The following is an 18,825-nucleotide window of genomic DNA, read 5'->3' as shown; positions in this document are numbered from 1 at the left end:
TCCTCCCCTGACAAGGGGAGGCCGGGAGGGGTTGCAAGCAGGCCAGTCAGCGGCGAACCGAGCCTGCTGCGGGAAGGCGCAGCTTCTACGGCTGCAAGCGCTGGCGTATGCCCGGCGGCAGCGGCGTGTCCGGATAGGTCTTGCGGAAGGCTGAGAGGCTGGCTTTGGCTTCGTCGATGCGTTCCTGATCGAGCATTTTCTGGATCTCCGCCAGCCATTCGCCGGCCGGTCGCACGGCTTGCGCCGGGGCGCTCTGACGGGCGGGGGCGGCGAGTGCAGCGGCCGGGGCGGCCGTTGCCGCCTTCTCCACATTTTCCGTCTTTTCCGGCAGCGGAGCGGCGGCATCGGCCGTTGCCGTCATCCGGGATTCGGCCGGGGCGCGGGCCGTGGGGGGCGACGAGCGCGCTTCTTCCTGCTCGGCCATCGGTGCGCTGATCTTGGCGGCGGCTTGGGGTATTGCAGCTTCGGCCGTGCGCGTCTGGCTGGCGGCGGGTAAGGGGGCGCTGGCCGGAGGATTTGTGGCGGCGGGCGCCGGCTCCTGGGCCGGGCTTTCTAGCCCCCGGGCTGTCGCGGCCGGCGGCGCGGCTTCGTTCAGTGCGACCGGGCCGATTCCCGGCGCATCCGGGGCTTGCGGACGCAGCAACAGGCCGAGCATGGCCACCATCAGTACCGAGGCAAAAACCGGCAGGCCCAGACGCCAGCGGCGCCAGCCGGCGGTTGCGGCGGGCCGGGCCACGGCGGCGCGCGCCGCTTGCAGAATGGCGGCGTCGAGCTGGGCGGAAGGCGCGTCGTCGCCGCCTTCGCGGTAGAGGGCGCCGATTTCCTGGTCGTCCGGTTTCATCGCCATTTCGCCAACTCCTGTCGTAATTTGCCCATCGCGTAGCGCAAGCGGCTCTTCACCGTTTCCCGCCCGACCTCGGTGATGCGGGCGATTTCCTCCAGACTCAGGCCGCCGTCCTCGGCGAGCAGGAAGGCCTCCCGCTGCGCGTCCGGCAGGGCGCGCACCGCCGCTACCAGGTGCCCGGCCAGCGCCTTGCGCTCGGCCTGCTGCTCCGGCCGGCAATCGTCCGGCGCTGGCAGGGTGGCGAGCCGGTCGGCATCTTCGTCATCCGCTTCGGTCAGCGCCTCGACCGGTGTCCGCCGCGTCGTGCGCCAGTGGTCCATCAGGCGGTTGTGGGCGATGCGGAACAGCCAGGCCTGGAAGGGCGCGGTCGGCTCGTACTGGGCGCGGGCATTGACCACGCGCAGCCAGATGTCCTGAAACAGCTCGTCGCACACCCCTGCTTGCCCGCATTGCTGTGTCAGATAACGGTACAAACGCCGCCGCCAGCGTCCGTACAAGACCTCGAACGCCGCCGCGTCGCCGTCCCGGTAGGCGAGCATCAGGCCCTCGTCGGTTCTCGAATCTGCTTCGGGTAAACGCTGGGACATGGAAAACGGGGTCAAAGGCCGGGAAAGGGATCGGCGATCTTACACTGCGGCCGGCGCACGGCGTGCCTGTACCTTACCCTTCCGACATCAGCTTGCAGGTGCATCCGACCAGGGTATTGCCCGCATGGGAGGAAATGGTGGACAACTCCATGCTTGACCTTCTGCTTAGGCGACTTGTGGCCTAGAACGCCGCCAGCCGCTGGTTGGCCAGGTTGAGGCGTTCTGCCAGGACCAGCAGGAAGGCCTGGTAGAAATGCATGCGGCAGGCTTCCGAGGCCCGGGACAGGGCCTCGCCGCGGATGCTGATCAGAGTGGCTTCGGTGAGGGCGGTGACGTCGGCACCCCGGGTGCGGCGGTGGGGGCTGAACACGGCCATTTCCCCGAAGCAGTCCCCGGGGGTGAGCAGGTTCAGCATCTTGCCCTGCTTGGTGACGGTCAGCTCCCCCTGGACCAGGAAGCAGAAGAAGTTGCCCTTTTCCCCATCCCTGATGATGCGCTGCCCGGGTTTGACCCGGGACCAGTCGGCAAAGCGCAGCACTTCCCACAGCTCCACGTCGGAGAAGTCCCGGAAGAAGGGCAGGCGGCGCAGGGAGTCGAATTTTTCCGCATCGGGGAAGTTCTGGCTGGGGCCGGAGAGTTCCTCCCTGGCCACCTCGGCCAGATCCCGGGAGAACTCGGCCCAGCTGGGGTAGCGCTGATCCAGCTCCCTGGCCATGGCCCGCCGGACGATCCGGGCCAGGGCGGCGGGGATGTCCGGGCGCAACTGCTCCACCGGGGTGGGGGTGCTGTTGATGATCTGGTAGATCATGTTGTAATCGGAGCTGGCCTGGAACGGCCGCTGCCCGGCCAGCAGCTCGTAGAGCACCACTCCCAGGGAATAGATGTCGGTGCGGTGGTCCAGGGGTTCTTCCTGAACCTGTTCCGGCGACATGTAGGCGGGGGAGCCGACGCCGGAGACCTGGGTCCGGTCCGAGTGGTTCACCAGGGCGGCGCCGAAGTCGGAAATCTTGATGTCCCCCTCGGGGGTGAGGAGGATGTTGGCGGGCTTGATGTCCCGGTGGGTGATACCGAGGCGGAAGGCGAATTCCAGGGCCCGGGTGCACTTGAAGCCGATTTCCACCACCTGGTCCAGGGGCAGCAGGTGGCCGGGCTGGCAGACTGTTTCCAGGGTGCTGCCCGCCACGTACTCCATGACGATGTAGCAGAGCTTGTCGGTGACCACCGCATCGTAGATCTGCACGATGTGGGGATGATTGAGCTTGCCGGCCAGGGAAGCTTCGTTGAGGAACAGGTGGGTGTAGAGGCGGCCCTTGACCGGGTCCTTGAGGATTTCCGGGGTGGCCACCTTGATGGCCACCTGGCGCTGGGCGAAGGGGTCGGCGGCAAGCCAGACGATGCCGGTGGAGCCCCGGCCCAGTTCCCGGATCAGTTCATACTTGCCCAGTTTCTTCTGGGCGGAGGCGGTCCTAGCCAAGACGCTGCCGGGCCCGGGCCACGGCGGCCCGGACCTGTTCGGGGGCGGTGCCGCCGATGTGGTTGCGGGAGGCCAGCGACCCTTCCACGGTGAGCACGGCGAACACGTCCGCCTCCACCTGGGGGCAGAAGGCCTGCAGTTCGGCCAAGGAGAGCTGAGGCAGGTCCACACCCTTCTGCTCGGCGGCCTTGACCGCGTGGCCCACGGCTTCGTGGGCGTCCCGGAAAGGCAGGCCCTTCTTGACCAGGTAATCGGCCAGGTCGGTGGCGGTGGCGAAGCCCTGGGTCAGGGCCTGGAGCATGCCCTCGGCCTTGACGGTGATGCCGCCCATCATGTCGGCGAAGATGCGCAGGGTGTCGGTGACCGTGTCCACCGCGTCGAACAGGGGCTCCTTGTCCTCCTGGTTGTCCTTGTTGTAAGCCAGGGGCTGGGACTTCATCAGGGTCAGCAGCGCCGTCAGGTGGCCGTACACCCGGCCGGTCTTGCCCCGGGCCAGTTCCGGCACGTCCGGGTTCTTCTTCTGGGGCATGATCGAGGAGCCGGTGCAGAAGCGGTCGGCGATCTGGATGAAGCCCACCCGCGGGCTCATCCACAGCACCAGCTCTTCCGACAGGCGGGAGATGTGGGTCATGAACAGGGCGCAGGCGGCGCAGAATTCGATGGCGAAGTCCCGGTCGGACACCGCGTCGAGGGAGTTCAGGCAGACCCCGTCGAAGCCCAGTTCGGCGGCCACGAATTCCCGGTCTATGGGGTAGGTGGTGCCGGCCAGGGCGGCGGCGCCCAGGGGCAGGCGGTTGGTGCGTTTGCGGCAGTCACCGAAGCGTTCCTTGTCCCGCTCGAACATCTCGAAGTAGGCCAGCATGTGGTGCCCGAAGGTGACCGGCTGAGCCACCTGCAAGTGGGTGAAGCCGGGCATGGGGGTGGCGGCTTCCCGCTCGGCCAGGGCGACGATGGCGGCCTGGAACTGGCCGATCAGGGTGACGATGTCGTCGATGGCGTCGCGCAGGTAGAGGCGGATGTCGGTGGCCACCTGGTCGTTGCGGGAGCGGCCCGTGTGCAGGCGCTTGCCGGCGTCACCCACCAGGGCGGTGAGACGCTTCTCGATGTTGAGGTGCACGTCTTCCAGGTCCAGGGACCATTCGAACTGGCCGGATTCGATTTCCTGCCAGACTTGGGCCATGCCCCGTTCGATGTCGGCCAGGTCCTGGGCGGCGATGATGCCCTGCTTGGCCAGCATCCTGGCGTGGGCCAGGGAGCCGCGGATGTCCTGGCGCCACATGCGCTGGTCGAAATCCACGGAGGCGGTGTAGCGCTTGACCAGGTCGGAAACGGGCTCGGAGAAACGGCCGGCCCAGGTGTATTGGGAGCTTTGCGAAGTTGTCATGCTATAGGGATGCTTGCGGCTAGAATGTCGGGATGAAAAAAGAGGCGGCAAACCGAGGTGCCTGAATCGTGAGCAGTATACGGCAAAACGCGGGGCATCCCCTGCCGGACTGGCGCAATCTGGGCGTGTTGTTGCGGGTCATGCTGGGCATAAACGGCCTGGCCCTGGCCGGCGCCCTGATCCACGCCCGCGGCCTGGAGGGCTGGCTGCCCACCTTCGTGGAAAGCGCCGCCTGGGTGGAGCCCCTGCTGCTCCTCAACCTGGGTCTGCTGGCCCTGGGTCGGGACCTGCTCTGGCGCTGTCCGGCCCGCATCGGCCAGGGGCTGGTGCTGCTGCTGGCGGCGCTGAGCGCCGCCCTGCTCTGGGACGCCTGGCGCTTCCTGGGGCTCACCGAAGGGGGGCTGGACGCTCTGGGGCGGACCCTGCTCCTGGCCCTGGGGGCGGCCTGGCTGTTGCTGCTCTATTTCGAGCTGCGCGCCCGGGCCCTCTCGCCCCGGGTCGAGGAGGCCCGGCTCCAGGCCCTTAACGCCCGCATCCGCCCCCATTTCCTGTTCAACTCCCTGAACACGGTGATGGCCCTGATCCGCAGCGATCCGCGCCGGGCCGAAACGGCCCTGGAAGAGATGGCCGAGCTGTTCCGTGCCCTGATGCGGGAGCCCCGGGAGCTGGTGCCCCTGTCCGACGAGATCGCCCTGGGGCGCCAGTACCTGGATCTGGAAAAGTTGCGCCTGGGGGAGCGGCTGCAGGTGTCCTGGGAGGTGCATGCGGTGCCCCTGGAAACCCTGGTGCCGCCCCTGATGCTGCAGCCCCTGCTGGAAAACGCCGTGCACCACGGCATCGAACCCTCGGCCAGGGGCGGCGAGATCCGGGTGCAACTGAACATGAAGGGGGAAACCCTGGTGCTGCACATCAGCAATCCCCTCGCCGAGGGCGCTTCCGGGCGGGGCAACCACATGGCCCTGGGCAACATCCGCGAGCGTCTGGCCCTGTACTACGATATGGAAGCCCGTCTGGAGCACGGTCCCAGCGGCCCCCTTTACCAAGTCACCATCGAACTGCCATGCCGTCACTGCAAGAAACCCAGCCCCTGAACCTGCTGCTCGTCGATGACGAACCCCTGGCCCGGGTCCGCCTGCGCACCCTGCTGGAGGATCTGGCCCCGGTCTGTCCGACCCGGGTCCTGGGCGAGGCGGAAAATGGCCTGGCGGCCCTGGAATGGCTGCAGAACCATGCCGGAGAGGCATCGGTGGACGTGGTTCTGGCCGACATCCACATGCCGCGCATGGACGGGCTGGAGCTGGCCGGGCATCTGGCGGGGCTGGAGCAGGTGCCGGCGATGATCTTCACCACCGCCTACGACAACCACGCGGTCCAGGCTTTCGAGCTGGATGCGGTGGATTACCTGCTCAAGCCGGTGCGGGCCCAGCGTCTTCAGGCTGCCTTGGACAAGGCCAGGCTGCGCCGCCCGGGGCCGGATGCGACCCGGCTCCAGGCCCTGGGGCAGCGCCTGCGCGGCGGCCGCAGCCATCTGCCCTGTCACGAGCGGGGCCGGCTGCTGCTGGTGCCGGTGGCCGAGGTGCTGTATTTCAAGGCCGACCTGAAGTACGTGACGGCCCGCACCCGGGAGCGGGAATACGTGCTCGACGAGACCCTCACCCACCTGGAGGAGGAGTATCCCGAGCGTTTCATCCGCCTGCACCGGGGGGCCCTGGTGGCGCGTCTGGCCCTGGCAGGCTTCGAGCGGGCCCAGGAGGATGGGGACGCCTATGGCTGGGCCCTGTTGCGGGACCTGCCCGAGAAGCTGCCGGTGAGCCGGCGCCAGTGGGCCGTGGCCCGGGAGCAGGCCGGGGCCTGATCAGGGCTGGCCGGTCAGGGCGTTTTCCAGGTAGCTCTGATAGAAATCCGGCAGGCGGGCGCCGACGATGGCCTCCGCCACCGCCTCGCCTCCGGGGCCGTGGAAGCTCACCACCGGCACCAGGCGGATGCCCTGGCTGGCGGCAAAGGCCGCGTGGGTGGTGGGGCGGCCCTGGAAATCCCGTAGGGGGGTATCCCGGTCCTGGTCGATCTGGCGCACCAGCACCTGCTTGAAGCGGGGAATCCGGGTCAGGGGCGCCAGATAGTCCCGGCGCACGGTGATGCAGTAGGGACAGTCCTGGCGGCTGAACATCAGCACCAGGGGAAAACCGCTATGGGCGGCAGCCCGGGCCTCGGCCTGCAGGTCGGCGGCCGGAGTCAGGCGGGCCTCGGGCCCGGCGGCAGCGGCTGCCAGGGGCCATGCTAGAATCCAGCTCCCCCACAGACCGGCTGCGGCAGCGCCCAGGGCGGCCAGCCATCCTCTTCTTTTCAGGGTTTCGCGCAAATGTCCTCTCCTTCCCGCATCGTCATCGCCTCCCGGGAGTCCCGCCTCGCCATGTGGCAGGCCGAGCACGTCCAGGCCCGCCTTTCCACTCTACATACCGGTGCCGAGGTTGTCATTCTGGGCATGACCACCCAGGGCGACCAGATCCTCGACCGGCCCCTGGCCCTGATCGGCGGCAAGGGCCTGTTCATCAAGGAGCTGGAAGTGGCCATGCAGGAAGGCCGGGCCGACCTGGCCGTGCATTCCATGAAGGACGTGCCCATGGAGATGCCCGAGGGCTTCCTGCTGCCCGTCATTTCCGCCCGGGAAAATCCCCGCGATGCCTTTGTCTCGAACAAATATGCCGGCCTGGACGAGCTGCCTGCCGGGGCCGTGGTCGGCACCTCCAGCCTGCGCCGGGAAGCCATCCTGCGGGCCCGCTACCCGCAGCTGGAGATCCGGAGCCTGCGTGGCAACCTGGACACCCGCCTGAAGAAGCTCGACGAAGGTCAGTACGACGCCATCATCCTGGCCGCTGCCGGCCTGATCCGCCTGGGGCTCAAGGAACGCATCAAGGCCGTGCTCACCCCCGAGCAGTCCCTGCCGGCTCCCGGCCAGGGCGCCCTGGGCATCGAGGTGCTGGCGGGCCGGAGCGACGCGGTCGCCTGGGTGGCTCCCCTCAACGATCCGGAAACCGCCCACTGCGTCAAGGCCGAGCGGGCCTTTTCCCGGGCCCTGGGAGGCTCCTGCCAGGTCCCCCTGGGAGGCTACGCCATCCTTGACCAGGGCCAGCTCTGGTTGCGCGGCTTCGTGTCCACCCCGGACGGCAGCCGCATGGTGAGCGGCGAGGTGCGCGGCGACCCCGCCGCCGACGAGGCCCTGGGCCGTCAGCTGGCCGAGGAGCTGCGGCGTCAGGGGGCGGATGCCATCCTGGCCAGCCTGGCCGCCTGCAAGTAGGACATTTCCCCATGCGGGCGCCTTTTCTCCCGGCCCCGGCGGGCGGGACCCCATGACCGGAGTGCGCCCGGCCGCCGGCTCCGGAGCCCTGCAGGGCCGGGTCATCGTCGTCACCCGGCCCCGGCAGCAGGCGGGAGAGCTGGCGGATGCCATCGCCGCCCAGGGCGGCCTGCCCCTGCTGTTTCCCCTGCTGGAAATCGGGCCCGCCCCCGATCCGGCGCCCCTGGAGCAGGTGGCTGCCCGGCTCGGGGAATTCCGTCTGGCGGTGTTCGTCAGCCCCAATGCCGTCCAGTACGCCCTGCCGACGCTGCTGGCCAGTAGGCCCTGGCCGCCCACCCTGCAGGCCGTGGCCGTGGGGCCGGGCACGGTGCGGGCCCTGGCAGCGGCGGGCATAGCTTCCTGCCTCTGTCCTGCGACCCGCTTCGATTCCGAAGCCCTGCTGGAACTGCCTGAGCTGGCTCCGGCCCAGGTGGCGGGCCAGGGGGTGCTGATCCTGCGCGGCAATGGCGGCCGGGAACTGCTGGGGGATACCCTGGCCGCCCGGGGCGCCCGGGTGGAGCGGCTGGCCTGCTACAGCCGCAGCGGTCCCGGCGCCGGGAGCGGGGAATTCCTCGCCCGCCTGGAGGCGGGCGGCCTGGATGCCCTGATCCTCTCCAGCAGCGAGGCCCTGGCCCATCTCCTGGCGCTGGTGCCCGCAGCCGGGCCGCGCCAGCGCCTGCTGGACCTGCCCCTGTTCGTGCCCCATGCCCGCATTGCCGCCGGCGCCAGCGCCGCCGGGTTTACCCGGGTGGTGTTGACGGAGGCCGCGGATGCCGGTTTGCTAGCCGGACTGTGCGCTTATAATTGGCCGCAATCATGAGTGAATCTTCCCAATTTCCCGTGCCCCTGCCTGCTCCCTGTCCGCCGCGTCTGCCCTTCTGGCGCAACCCCTGGTTCTGGGTGGTGCTGGCGGTGCTGGGCCTGGCTTTCTGGCAGTGGTTCGAAACCCGTTCCCGCCTTGCCGACACCCAGCAGGAACTGGCCCGGCGCCTGGCCGAGAGTGAGCAGACGGTGAAGGAGAGCGCCACCCTGGTGGGCAAGGCCATGGAGCAGACGGCCGAACTGCAGCGCAAGTACGGCGCCCTGGAAGCGCGCCTGGGGGAATTCCAGGGACAGGCCGACGCCTTGCGGGGGCTCTACCAGGAAGCCGCCATCAGCCGGGACGACGCCCTGCTGGCCGAGGCGGAACAGGGCATCAACATCGCCGTGCAGCAATTGCAGCTGTCCGGCAACGTCCAGGCCGCCATCCTCGCCCTGCAGGCCGCCGACGAGCGCCTGGCGCGTCTGGAGCGGCCCCAGTTTCTGCCCCTGCGGCGCACCCTGGCCCGGGACCTGGAGCGTCTGCGGGCCACTCCCTTCGTGGATGTGCCGGGCATGAACCTGCGCCTGGAAAATGTCATCGTCGGGGTGGACAAGCTGCCCCTGGCCATGGAGCTGCTACCCCGCAGCAAGGCGCCGGCCGCCGATGGCGCGCCCCAGGAGCCGGCCTCCTGGTGGGCGAAACTGCTGCAGGAAGGCTGGCAGGAGCTGAAAGGGCTGGTGCGCATCCAGCGCTTCGACCGCCAGGAGCCGGTGCTGCTGTCGGTGGACCAGAGCCTGATCCTGCGCGAGAACATCAAGCTGCGCCTGCTCAACGCCCGGCTGGCCCTGCTCTCCCGGGACCAGTGGACCTTCCGCAACGAACTGAAGGTGGCCCACGGCTGGCTGGAGCAGTACTTCAACACCGAGGAAAAATCCGTGCAGGCGGCCCTGGCGGCCCTGAAGCAGCTTTCCGCCACCGACATCGCGGTGGAATTCCCCAGCCTCAACGACAGCCTGTCTGCCCTGCAGACCCTCAAGGCCGGCCGGGAAAAGCGGTAAGCCCATGCGCGGCCTGTTCTGGTTCCTTGGCCTCTCTTTCCTGGCGGTGGCGGCTTCCCTGCTGGCCCGCCACAACGACGGTTTCGCCCTCCTGGTGCTGCCTCCCTGGCGGGTGGAGCTGAGCCTCAACCTGCTGGTGCTCGGCCTGCTGCTGCTATTTACCCTGGGCTACGCGCTGGTGCGCGGCCTGGGGCTGACCCTGGGCCTGCCGGCCCGGGCCCGGGCCTACCGGGCACAGCGGCAGCGGGAGCAGGTGGCCCGGGTGCTGGAAGAGGCCATCCGCCTGCTCTTTGAAGGCCGTTTCGGTCATGCCCTGCGCCGGGCCGATGCCGCCTGGCAGGCGGGCCATGCTCCGGGTACGGCAGCCCTGATCGCGGCCCGCGCCGCCCAGCGCATGCGCGAGGCGGAAAAGGTGGAGCTCTGGCTGCAGCGGGCCCGGGAAGCGGCGCCCGGCAGCGAAGCGGCGGCCCTGATGCTGGGGGCGGAGATGGCCGTGGAGCTGGGGGATTTCCAGCTCGCCCTCACCCATCTGCAGCAGTTGCAGCAACAGCATGGGCGCCACATCGCCGCCCTGCGCCTGGAACTGCGCGCCCGCCAGGGGCTGGGGGATGTGGCCGGCGTGCTGAAGCTGCTGCGCCAGCTGGAAAAGCGGGGCGGCTTGCAGCCGGAGCCGGCCCGGGAAATCCGCCGCAAGACCCACCAGGAAGCCCTGCGCCAGCGCCAGGGGGACGGGGCCCAGTTGCTCGAGTATTTCCAGGCCCTGCCCCGGGAAGAGCGGGACCCGCGCCTAGTTCTGGCCACGGCCCGGAGCCTGCAGGCCCTGGGCCAGGACGATGCGGCCGCCGGTCTGGTGGAAGAGGCTCTGTCCGGCCCGGAATGGTCGCCGGAACTGGCCGATCTCTACGGCCGCCTGGATTGTGCCGAAGGCCGGGCCCTGACGGCCCGCATCGCCAGGGCTGACGCCTGGCTGCTGCAGCATCCGGACGACAGCCGGCTGCTCCTGGCCCTGGGGCGCATGTGCGAACGCCAGAAGCTGTGGGGCAAGGCCAGGAGCTATCTGGAAGCTTCCCTGGCCCTGGGCCCCAGCCGCGCCGGGCATCTGGCCCTGGCCCGCCTGCTCGATGGCCTGGGGGAGACCGAGGCGGCCAACCGCCAGTTCCGCCTGGCGGCGGAACTGGACGGCCACTGAATAATTCAACAAGGAGGGGACAAAATGCTCAACATCGACATGCGCAAGATCTACAATTTCTACGCCCTGGAGCCGGCACCGGCCCCCGATGCCCTGCCCACCGGCGGTGACATCTACTACGAATGCCTGGATTGCACCGGCATCGTCAGTTCCGTGCCCCACATCAAGGCGGCCTGCACCTGCGGCAACCTGAGCGGCAACGGTGGCCAGGTCAGCATCAAGGATGCAACCCGGGTGCGGGTGGTGCGGGGCAAGCTGAAGTAGGATCGGGCTCTGTAACCCAGGTTACAGACCATGGTGCAGGCCGGCGCGTACATTGCAGCTTCCCAACCCATTTTCCGAGGAGTCTTGCATGAAACCCAATGTTGGCGGTATCGACAAAATCCTGCGCATCGTCGTGGGCCTGGCCCTGATCGTCTGGGCCGCAGCCCTGGGCGGCCCCATCTGGGCCTGGATCGGCATCGTCCCCCTGGCCACCGGCCTGATGGGCTGGTGCCCCCTGTATCCCCTCCTGGGCCTGAACACCTGCCCCCTGAAGAAGGACTGAAGTTTTTCTTCTTGCCATGAAAAAACCCGCCTGATGGCGGGTTTTTTCATGGCTGTCGGGCGGCCAGAAGGTTGGCCAGGGCCACGAAGCTGGAGAGGGGGAGTTCCTCGGCGCGGCTGGTGAGGGGGATGCCCAGCTGTTCCAGTTCGGTGTCGCTGAACAGGGGCTTCAGGGTGTTGCGCAGCATCTTGCGGCGCTGGGAGAAGGCGGCGCTGACCACTCGGGACAGGCAGTCCGGATCCCGGGCTTCCAGTTCGGCGGCTGGTTTGGGCATCAGGCGCACCACGGCGGACTGGACCTGGGGCGGCGGGTCGAAGCTTTCCGGCGGCACGTCGATGAGCCAGTCCAGGTAGAAGCGGTACTGCAGCATCACGGACAGGCGGCCATAGGCGGAATCCCCCGGTGCGGCCACCATGCGTTCCACCACTTCCTTCTGCAGCATGAAGTGCATGTCCCAGATCTGTTCGGCGAAGGAGGCCAGGTGGAACAGCAGGGGGGTGGAGATGTTGTAGGGCAGGTTGCCGGCCACCCGCAGGCGGGGGCCGAGGCTGCCGAAGTCGAAGGCCAGGGCGTCACCTTCGTGGATGGTGAGGCGCTCCCGGCTGTGGAGTTTCTTCAGGCGGGCAATCAGGTCCCGGTCGATTTCCACCACGTGCAGATGCTCCAGCCTCTGCATCAGCGGTTCGGTGAGGGCCCCCAGGCCGGGGCCGATTTCCACCAGGGTGTCCTGGGGGCGGGGGTCTATGGCCTGGACTATGGCGGCGATGATGCCCCGGTCCACCAGGAAGTTCTGGCCGAAGCGCTTGCGCGGCGCGTGGCCTGCCTGGGCGGAGGGGCTGCGGGGGCGGTGCTTGTCTGATTTCATGAAGTCTTTCGCGGGGCGCATTGGGCCATCCGGGCGGCTTCCCGGAGCGCCTCGAACAGGCTGCCCGGGTCGGCGCGGCCGCTGCCGGCCAGGTCCAGGGCGGTGCCGTGGTCCACCGAGGTGCGGATGACGGGCAGCCCCAGGGTGACGTTGATGCCCTTACCGAAGGTGGCGTACTTGAGGGGCGCCAGGCCCTGGTCGTGGTACATGGCCAGCACTGCGTCCCCCTGGGCCAGGATGGGCGGGGTAAACAGGGTGTCGGCGGGCAGGGGGCCGATGAGCTGCAGGCCTTCCTGGCGCAGCTGTTCCAGCACCGGGGCGATGACGTCCAGTTCCTCCCGGCCCAGGTGCCCCCCTTCGCCGGCGTGGGGGTTGAGGCCGGTGACCAGGATGCGCGGGGTGGCCAGCCCGTATTTGCGCTGCAGGTCCTTGTGCAGGATGCGGATCACCTGGGTCAGGCTGGCCGGGGTGATGGCGTCGGCCACTTCCCGCAGGGGCAGGTGGGTGGTGGCGAGGGCCACCCGCAGGGGGCCGCGGCCGGTGTCGCCGGCCAGCATCATGACTACTTTCGGGGTGCGGGTTTTTTCGGCCAGGTATTCCGTGTGGCCGGTGAAGGGGATGCCGGCTTCGTTGATCACTCCCTTATGCACTGGGGCGGTGACCATGGCATCGAATTCCTCATGCAGGCAGCCTCCCAGGGCGGCGTTGAGCAGGCCCAGGACGTAGGGGCCGTTGGCCGGATCCAGGTGGCCGGCCTGGCAGGGCGCCACCAGCGGGCGGTGCAGCACGTCCAGGACCCCGGGCAGGTAGGCGCGGCCGGGCACATAGTCGCGCAGGGCCACGTGCAGCTTGAGCTGGGCCGCCCGGGCCGCCAGCAGGTCCCGGTCGCAGAGCACCAGGGGGTGGGCACCACAGTCGGTTTCCGCCAGGCGCAGGCAGAGGTCGGGGCCGATGCCCGCCGGTTCCCCCGAGGTGACGGCGATCAGGGGGCGGGTCATTGTTCTTCCAGGCGGTATTCCACGTAGGTCTTGTCGCGCAGCTGACGCAGCCAGTCCTGATAGGCCTCGTCCATCTTGCGTTCGCGCAGGGCCTGGCGGGCGGCCAGCCGCTGCTTTTCCTGGCTCATGTCCTGGGTGCGGCGCTCTTCCACCTTGATGATGTGGAAACCGAAGGGGGACTGGATCACCGGGCTCACTTCCCCTTCTTGCAGGGCATCCATGCCCCGTTCGAATTCGGGCACCGTGTCGCCGGGATTGACCCAGCCCAGTTCTCCGCCCTTGGCGGCGGAACCGTCCTGGGAATAGAGGCGGGCCAGTTCGGCGAAGTCTTCCCCATGCTTGAGCCGTTCGCGCAGGTCTTCCAGGCGGCGCCGGGCGTCGGCTTCGGAAACCACCTCGCTGACCCGGATCAGGATGTGCCGGGCCCGGGTCTGGCGCACGCCGCCGTCGGCCTTGTCGCCGCCCCGCTTGGCTACCAGCTTGACGATGTGGAAACCGTTGGGGGAACGCAGCAGTTCGCTGACCCCGTCCGGTTGCAGTTTGGCGGCGGCTTCGGCAAACATGCCGGGCATCCGGTCCAGGGTGCGCCAACCCAGGTTGCCGCCCTGGAGGGCGTCGGGGGCGTCGGAATAGGCGGCGGCCAGTTCGGCGAAGTTCTCACCGTTGCGGATGCGCTTCAACACCCCTTCCGCCTTGGTCTTGAGCTTCTGCAGCTGCTCCGGACTGGCCGATTCGGGGGCGCGCATGAGGATGTGGGCGACCTGGTACTCCTCCAGCTTGCCGGAGGTCCCGGCCTGGGTCAGGAAGTTGTCGATCTCGGCGTCGGAAATCACCAGGCGGCTGTCCACTTCCCGGTCCCGCAGGCGGGAGATGGTGATTTCATCGCGGATTTCTTCCCGGAACCGGGCGTAGGGGATGCCGTCCTTCTGTAGGGCGGCCTTGAACTGGGCCAGGGTCAGCTTGTTGTTGGCGGCAATGCGGGCAATGGTCTGTTCCAGCTGCTGGTCGTCCACCCGCAGTCCCAGTTCCGCTGCCGCCTGGAGCTGGGCCCGGTCGATGATCATGCGTTCCAGCATCTGCCGTTCCAGCACCTCCTGAGGGGGCAGCGGCGTGCCCTGGCGCTGCAGCTGGGCCAGGGCCGACTGGAGCCGGGCCTGGAGCTCTGAGAAGGTGATGGCGTCACTGCCGACCACGGCCACGATCCGGTCGGCTTCCACCACCTGGGAGCGGGCCTGGAGCTGGGGGGCGGCAAGCAGGCCGGCCAGGAGGAACAGGGCGGTGCTGAGGGGTTTGCGCATGGGTTTACTCGTCACTCAGGAGGCTGCCCGAGGGCAGTTCGTTGATCTTGCTGTAACCGGGAACGCTGCGGCGCAGCATCTGGATGGGATTGGAGCCGATCTGGCCGAAATCGTTGAGTTCCAGCTGGAAGAAGAAGCTGGTGTTGGGGGAGCCGGCGGTGGACTCCAGGCGCTGGGCCACGAAGCGGCCGACCCAGCAGCCGGCGTTGTATTCCAGCCCGGCAATGCCTTCCACCAGCCGCGAGCTGTCGAAGGCGTAGTTGTAGCGGCCCACCACGTGCCAACGGCCCGAGAGGTTCCATTGAGCTGCCAGGTCGATCTGATCCATGGTGCCCTGGTTCTGCTCCACGGCGCCCCGGTTGTAGCGGTAGGCGGCGGAGATCACCTGGCCGTGGGCCGGCTGGTAGCGGGCGCCCAGGGAGAAGCGTTCGTTGCTGGAACGGTTGAAGTCGTACTCCCAGGCCATGTCCACATAGGTCTTGGGCGCCACCTGGCCGGAGAAGGCGGCCAGGAAGTCGGAGAACTTGTCCTGCAGCAGGGTTTCCCCGGGCAGCCCCACCCTGGGGTCAGAGAAGTAGTAGCGCTGGCCGATCATGGCCCGCAGGCGTTCCGCCCCGGTGCTGGGATCGATCAGGCGGCTGGTGAGGGCGGCGGTGAGCTGGTTGGCGTTGGCCACCCGGTCATAGCCGCTGAAGCGGTTCTCGCTGAAGATCTGGCTGAAATTGAAATCGGCCAGGCTGGTGTCGAACAGGGGGTAGCGGCTCTGATCCTTGTAGGGGACGTGCAGGTAGTAGAGCCGGGGCTCCAGGGTCTGGGTCCAGTTGCTGCCCGCCAGCTCGGTGTCCCGTTCGAAGATCAGCCCCGCATCCAGGCTGAAGATGGGCAGGGTGCGCTGCAGGCTGTCGGGCAGGCCCTCGGCCCGCTGGGAGAGCTGGTAGCGGGTGGCATGCACGCCGATCTTGGGGGTGATGTAGTAGCCCGGCTGGATGTAGGGCAGGGACAGCTGGGGGTAAAAGACCGTGCGCTCCCCCTGCTCGGCAGTGGGATGGGTGAACTTGGTGTACTGGCCGATGGCCTGGAGGTCCAGTCCGTTCCATTCAGGCACCCGGGCATTGAAGTTGATGCGGGGTTCGATGAAATAGGGCTGGTTGATGGCATCCTTGTCACTGGGGTTCAGGGTCTGGTAGCGCAGGGTTTGCAGGCCAGCGCTCCACCAGGCCTGGCCATAGCCCAGGTTGAATTCCTTGGGCAGCTGCCGTTTGGAAGTCTGTACCACCCGGGAGGACAGGTCGGTGAAGTAGTCGTCGTCGGAAACCCCGTTCCAGTTGATGCTGGTGCTGAAGCCGTAGCCCAGGGCCTGGGCGTGCTTGAGGCTGTAGGCATAGCGCCGGTCGCCGAACTCCTTGTCCCGGGACATGTACTCGAACTGGGCCTCGGTGTTGCTGTATTCCCCCAGGTGGCGCAGCTCCGTGCCCAGCTGCATCCCGCGCTTGACCATGGCCCGGGGGGTGAAGGTGGCGTCGTAGTTGGGGGCGATGTTCCAGTAGTAGGGAATCGAGAAGTCGAAACCGGTACGGGTGGATGAGGCGAAGGAGGGAGCCAGGATCCCCGACTTGCGCTGGTTGTTGAGGGGGAAATCCAGGTAGGGCGTGTAGATGAAGGGCACGTCCTTGAAATACACGGCGGTATGGCTGGATTCGCCCCGGTTGCGGTCGTAATCGAGCTTGATCTCGCTGCTCTTGGCGAACCAGTCCATCTCCCCGGGTTTGCAGGTGGAGTAGGTGCCCTGTTCGATGCGGAACTGGTTCTCCCCCTCGAAATTGATGCGTTCCGCCTGACCGTAGGCGGTGCTCAGGCGCTGGGGCAGGGCCGGCAGGGGCGTGGCCAGGCCGGGGGCTGGGGAATTCTCGTTGTTGGTGTTGCTGACCATGCGGCTGATCTGGTACTCGGCCTGGTCGAAGTAGCCCACCTGGTCTGCCAGCTTGAGCTTCAGGTAGGGGCCGCTCACCTCGGCGCCTTCCTGGGTCAGGCGTACCTGGCCTTCGGCCTCGATTTCGTCTTCCAGGGGGCGGTAGGTGAGCTTGTCGGCAAACAGCAGGGTGTCGGCCTTGCGCAGCTCCGCATTGCCTTCGGCCCGGGTGGCCGTGTCGGTCTGGCCCTCGATCCGGTCGGCAATGATGAAGGAGGGCCGGCTCTCCTTGTCTTTCTTCCTGTCTCCGGCCCTGGCCAGCCTGATCTGGGCGGGGCGCTGCCCCGGGGGCGGCGCCTGCAGGCTGCGGCTCTGGCGCAGGGCCAGGGGGGCGGCTACGGCCTGGTCCCGGAAGCGGTCCGGCAGCCGGTCGGGCATGACGGGGACCAGGCGCGAAGGCTCGTCCCCGGACGGCAGTTCGGGCTGGGGGCTGGTGAGGGAGAGGCTGGAGGCCATCGAGGGCGCCGCCTGGGCCAGCTGGCCGCCGGAAAACAGGCAGGCGAGCAGGAGGGCGAGGCGGCGGCGGGGATGTCCGGTCATGGGCAAAGGTTCAGGGCAGGGAGCGTGGGCCTGGGGCAGAACGGGCGTTGCCCGGTGCTAGAATCGCAGCATTTTACATCGAACCCTTCCGGTCCACATGTCCCGCGACAAACAACTGCAAGAATGGGTGGCCGCCCGCGTCGCCCCCCTGTATCCCGGTGCCGAAATCGGCATCGCCCCGGCCTCCGCCGACGCCAGCTTCCGCCGTTATTTCCGCCTCACCCTGCCGGACGGCAGCACCCGCATCCTGATGGATGCGCCGCCCGACAAGGAGAACAGCCGCCCCTTCGTGCAGGTGGCCGGGCTCCTGGCCGAGGCCGGTATCCATGGCCCGAAGGTGGAGATCGAGGACCTGGAGAGCGGTTTCCTGGTGCTCACCGACCTGGGGCGCATCGGCTACCTGGCCGCCTTCAACGCCGAGCCGGCCCTGGCCGACACCCTGATGCGTCCGGTGCTGGACGTGCTGGTGCGCTGGCAACTGGCCTCCCGCCCGGACGTGCTGCCCCCCTATGACGAGGCCCTGCTGCGCCGGGAGATGAACCTGTTTCCCGAGTGGTACATCGGCCGCCACCTGGGCCGGGAGCTTACTGACAAGCAGCGCCAGACCCTGGACAACACCTTCCAGCTGCTGGTGGATTCTGCCCTGGCCCAGCCACGGGTGTTCGTGCACCGGGACTTCATGCCGAGAAACCTGATGGTCGTGGAGAGCGAGGCCAGCCTGGTGCCCGGCGTGCTGGATTTCCAGGACGCGGTCTATGGCCCCATCACCTATGACGTGGTTTCCCTGTTCCGGGACGCCTTCATCTCTTGGGACGAGGAGCAGGAAATCGACTGGGTGGTGCGCTACTGGGAAAAGGCCCGGGCCGCCGGCCTGCCGGTGCCCGAGGATTTCGGCGAATTCTGGCAGGCCTACGAGTGGATGGGCCTGCAGCGCCACCTGAAGGTGCTGGGCATCTTCTGCCGCCTCAAGTACCGGGACGGCAAGGAAAACTACAGCACCGACCTGCCCCGTTTCATCGGCTATGCCCGCAAGGTGGCGGGGCGCTACATCGCCCTGAAGCCCCTGCTGATCCTCCTGGACGAACTGGAAGACAAGCCCCTGGAAGCCGGGCTGACCTTCTGAGCCCACACATGCGCGCCATGATCCTGGCAGCGGGCCGCGGCGAACGCATGCGGCCCCTCACCGACCACACGCCCAAACCCCTGCTGCCCGTGGGCGGCAAACCCCTGATCGTCTGGCACCTGGAGCGCCTGGCCCGGGCCGGCTGCCGTCAGGTGGTGATCAACCACGCCCACCTGGGGGAGCAGATTCCCGCCGCCCTCGGTGACGGCGGCGCCTGGGACCTGGATATCCGCTACTCGCCTGAACCCCCGGGGGCCCTGGAAACCGCCGGCGGCATCGCCCGGGCCCTGCCGCTCCTGGGGCATGAGCCCTTCCTGGTGCTCAATGGCGACATCTTCTGCGACTGGGACCCGGCCGCCGCCCTGGCCCTGGACATGCAGGGCCGGCTCGCGCACCTGGTGCTGGTGGATAACCCTCCCCACCACCCGGCCGGCGACTTCGCCCTGGTGGATGGGCGGGTGGGCAACCAGGAGGCTGGCCGCCTCACCTTTGCCGGCATCGGCATCTATGTCCCGGCCCTGTTCGCCGGCCTGGACCCGGACCAACCCGCCAAGCTGGCGCCCCTGCTGCGGACAGCCGCCGACGCGGGCCAGGTGAGCGGCGAACGGCACGGGGGCCGCTGGGTGGATGTGGGCACGCCGGAACGGCTGAGGGAGCTCGATCAAGAGCTGCTTTCAAAATGATTTCCCCGAGCCGGCGCCAGGTGGATGTTGTCTGCGGAGCGGCACCTCTGCGGAGGTTTTCGGTGTGTGCGCGGTGAGCCGGGCGCCACGAGTCCTGATCATTGCCGGGCCAAACGGGGCGGGGAAAACG

The 18,825-nt window shown here is 68.2% G+C and carries 19 protein-coding genes; 10 read left to right on the top strand and 9 right to left on the bottom strand.

All coding sequences use genetic code 11. The annotated features are described in order from the left end of the window. Positions 1–85: 85 nt before the first annotated feature. From G474_RS0110705 to argH, 4 genes are all read right to left on the bottom strand, one after another. Complete coding sequence (locus G474_RS0110705) at positions 86–847, bottom strand: hypothetical protein (RefSeq protein ID WP_026686971.1); 762 nt, start codon at positions 845–847, stop codon at positions 86–88. Then, positions 838–1,383: an RNA polymerase sigma factor gene (locus tag G474_RS0110700; RefSeq protein ID WP_211228102.1), complete on the bottom strand. Its 546-nt coding sequence runs from the start codon at positions 1,381–1,383 to the stop codon at positions 838–840. The genes G474_RS0110705 and G474_RS0110700 overlap by 10 nt, the downstream gene beginning before the upstream one ends. A gap of 229 nt (positions 1,384–1,612) precedes the next feature. Beyond that, entirely contained in the window at positions 1,613–2,905 is a 1,293-nt protein-coding gene (locus tag G474_RS0110695; protein WP_026686969.1) for a protein kinase domain-containing protein, read from the bottom strand. Continuing rightward, positions 2,898–4,289, bottom strand: a complete 1,392-nt coding sequence (argH, locus tag G474_RS0110690; protein WP_026686968.1) for an argininosuccinate lyase — start codon at positions 4,287–4,289, stop codon at positions 2,898–2,900. Before argH ends, G474_RS0110695 begins: the two co-directional genes overlap by 8 nt. A 68-nt stretch (positions 4,290–4,357) precedes the next feature. Between argH and G474_RS0110685 the strand changes: the two genes are divergently transcribed. Both G474_RS0110685 and G474_RS0110680 read left to right on the top strand, forming a co-directional pair. After that, positions 4,358–5,380 carry a sensor histidine kinase gene (locus G474_RS0110685; protein ID WP_245589346.1) on the top strand — a complete coding sequence of 341 codons (1,023 nt, stop codon included), beginning with the start codon at positions 4,358–4,360 and terminating at the stop codon, positions 5,378–5,380. Further along, on the top strand, positions 5,350–6,144 hold the full coding sequence (locus tag G474_RS0110680) for a LytR/AlgR family response regulator transcription factor (RefSeq protein ID WP_026686966.1): 795 nt from the start codon (positions 5,350–5,352) through the stop codon (positions 6,142–6,144). Before G474_RS0110685 ends, G474_RS0110680 begins: the two co-directional genes overlap by 31 nt. Here G474_RS0110680 and G474_RS0110675 read toward each other — a convergent pair whose 3' ends face one another. Further along, a complete protein-coding gene (locus G474_RS0110675) occupies positions 6,145–6,648 on the bottom strand; it encodes a thioredoxin domain-containing protein (RefSeq protein ID WP_051282216.1) in 504 nt (167 codons plus the stop codon). Between G474_RS0110675 and hemC the strand changes: the two genes are divergently transcribed. The 6 genes from hemC to G474_RS0110645 all read left to right on the top strand — a co-directional run bounded on the left by hemC (position 6,649) and on the right by G474_RS0110645 (position 11,219). Next, entirely contained in the window at positions 6,649–7,584 is a 936-nt protein-coding gene (gene hemC, locus G474_RS0110670) for a hydroxymethylbilane synthase (protein WP_026686964.1), read from the top strand. Between the two features lie 52 nt (positions 7,585–7,636). Then, on the top strand, positions 7,637–8,443 hold the full coding sequence (locus G474_RS0110665; protein WP_043464042.1) for a uroporphyrinogen-III synthase: 807 nt from the start codon (positions 7,637–7,639) through the stop codon (positions 8,441–8,443). Beyond that, a complete protein-coding gene (locus tag G474_RS0110660) occupies positions 8,440–9,483 on the top strand; it encodes a uroporphyrinogen-III C-methyltransferase (RefSeq protein WP_043464039.1) in 1,044 nt (347 codons plus the stop codon). The genes G474_RS0110665 and G474_RS0110660 overlap by 4 nt, the downstream gene beginning before the upstream one ends. Positions 9,484–9,487: 4 nt before the next feature. Further along, positions 9,488–10,672, top strand: a complete 1,185-nt coding sequence (locus G474_RS0110655; RefSeq protein WP_026686961.1) for a heme biosynthesis HemY N-terminal domain-containing protein — start codon at positions 9,488–9,490, stop codon at positions 10,670–10,672. 24 nt (positions 10,673–10,696) lie between these two features. Continuing rightward, entirely contained in the window at positions 10,697–10,936 is a 240-nt protein-coding gene (locus G474_RS0110650; protein WP_026686960.1) for a hypothetical protein, read from the top strand. Between the two features lie 88 nt (positions 10,937–11,024). Continuing rightward, positions 11,025–11,219, top strand: a complete 195-nt coding sequence (locus tag G474_RS0110645; protein ID WP_026686959.1) for a YgaP family membrane protein — start codon at positions 11,025–11,027, stop codon at positions 11,217–11,219. A 46-nt stretch (positions 11,220–11,265) separates the two neighbouring features. Here the strand turns inward: G474_RS0110645 and rsmA are convergent, their stop codons facing one another. The 4 genes from rsmA to G474_RS20440 are packed head-to-tail and all read right to left on the bottom strand — an operon-like array spanning position 11,266 to position 16,889. Continuing rightward, positions 11,266–12,084: a 16S rRNA (adenine(1518)-N(6)/adenine(1519)-N(6))-dimethyltransferase RsmA gene (gene rsmA, locus G474_RS20445; protein WP_051282215.1), complete on the bottom strand. Its 819-nt coding sequence runs from the start codon at positions 12,082–12,084 to the stop codon at positions 11,266–11,268. Further along, a complete protein-coding gene (gene pdxA / locus G474_RS0110635; RefSeq protein WP_026686958.1) occupies positions 12,081–13,082 on the bottom strand; it encodes a 4-hydroxythreonine-4-phosphate dehydrogenase PdxA in 1,002 nt (333 codons plus the stop codon). The genes rsmA and pdxA overlap by 4 nt, the downstream gene beginning before the upstream one ends. Further along, entirely contained in the window at positions 13,079–14,380 is a 1,302-nt protein-coding gene (locus G474_RS0110630) for a peptidylprolyl isomerase (RefSeq protein WP_026686957.1), read from the bottom strand. Before G474_RS0110630 ends, pdxA begins: the two co-directional genes overlap by 4 nt. Positions 14,381–14,384: 4 nt before the next feature. Beyond that, positions 14,385–16,889, bottom strand: coding sequence for an LPS-assembly protein LptD (locus G474_RS20440; RefSeq protein WP_051282214.1), 2,505 nt, complete (start codon positions 16,887–16,889; stop codon positions 14,385–14,387). A 97-nt stretch (positions 16,890–16,986) separates the two neighbouring features. On the opposite strand from G474_RS20440, the gene G474_RS0110620 reads away from it, so the two are divergent. Continuing rightward, positions 16,987–18,012 carry an aminoglycoside phosphotransferase family protein gene (locus G474_RS0110620; protein WP_051282213.1) on the top strand — a complete coding sequence of 342 codons (1,026 nt, stop codon included), beginning with the start codon at positions 16,987–16,989 and terminating at the stop codon, positions 18,010–18,012. A gap of 17 nt (positions 18,013–18,029) precedes the next feature. Continuing rightward, on the top strand, positions 18,030–18,695 hold the full coding sequence (gene murU, locus G474_RS0110615) for an N-acetylmuramate alpha-1-phosphate uridylyltransferase MurU (protein ID WP_211228106.1): 666 nt from the start codon (positions 18,030–18,032) through the stop codon (positions 18,693–18,695). Positions 18,696–18,825 lie beyond the last annotated feature (130 nt).

It is taken from the genome of Azovibrio restrictus DSM 23866, assembly GCF_000429665.1.
Taxonomy (GTDB): Bacteria; Pseudomonadota; Gammaproteobacteria; order Burkholderiales; family Rhodocyclaceae; genus Azovibrio; species Azovibrio restrictus.
Note: the sequence above shows the minus strand (reverse complement) of the source record. Positions and strands in the feature narration are given on the sequence as shown.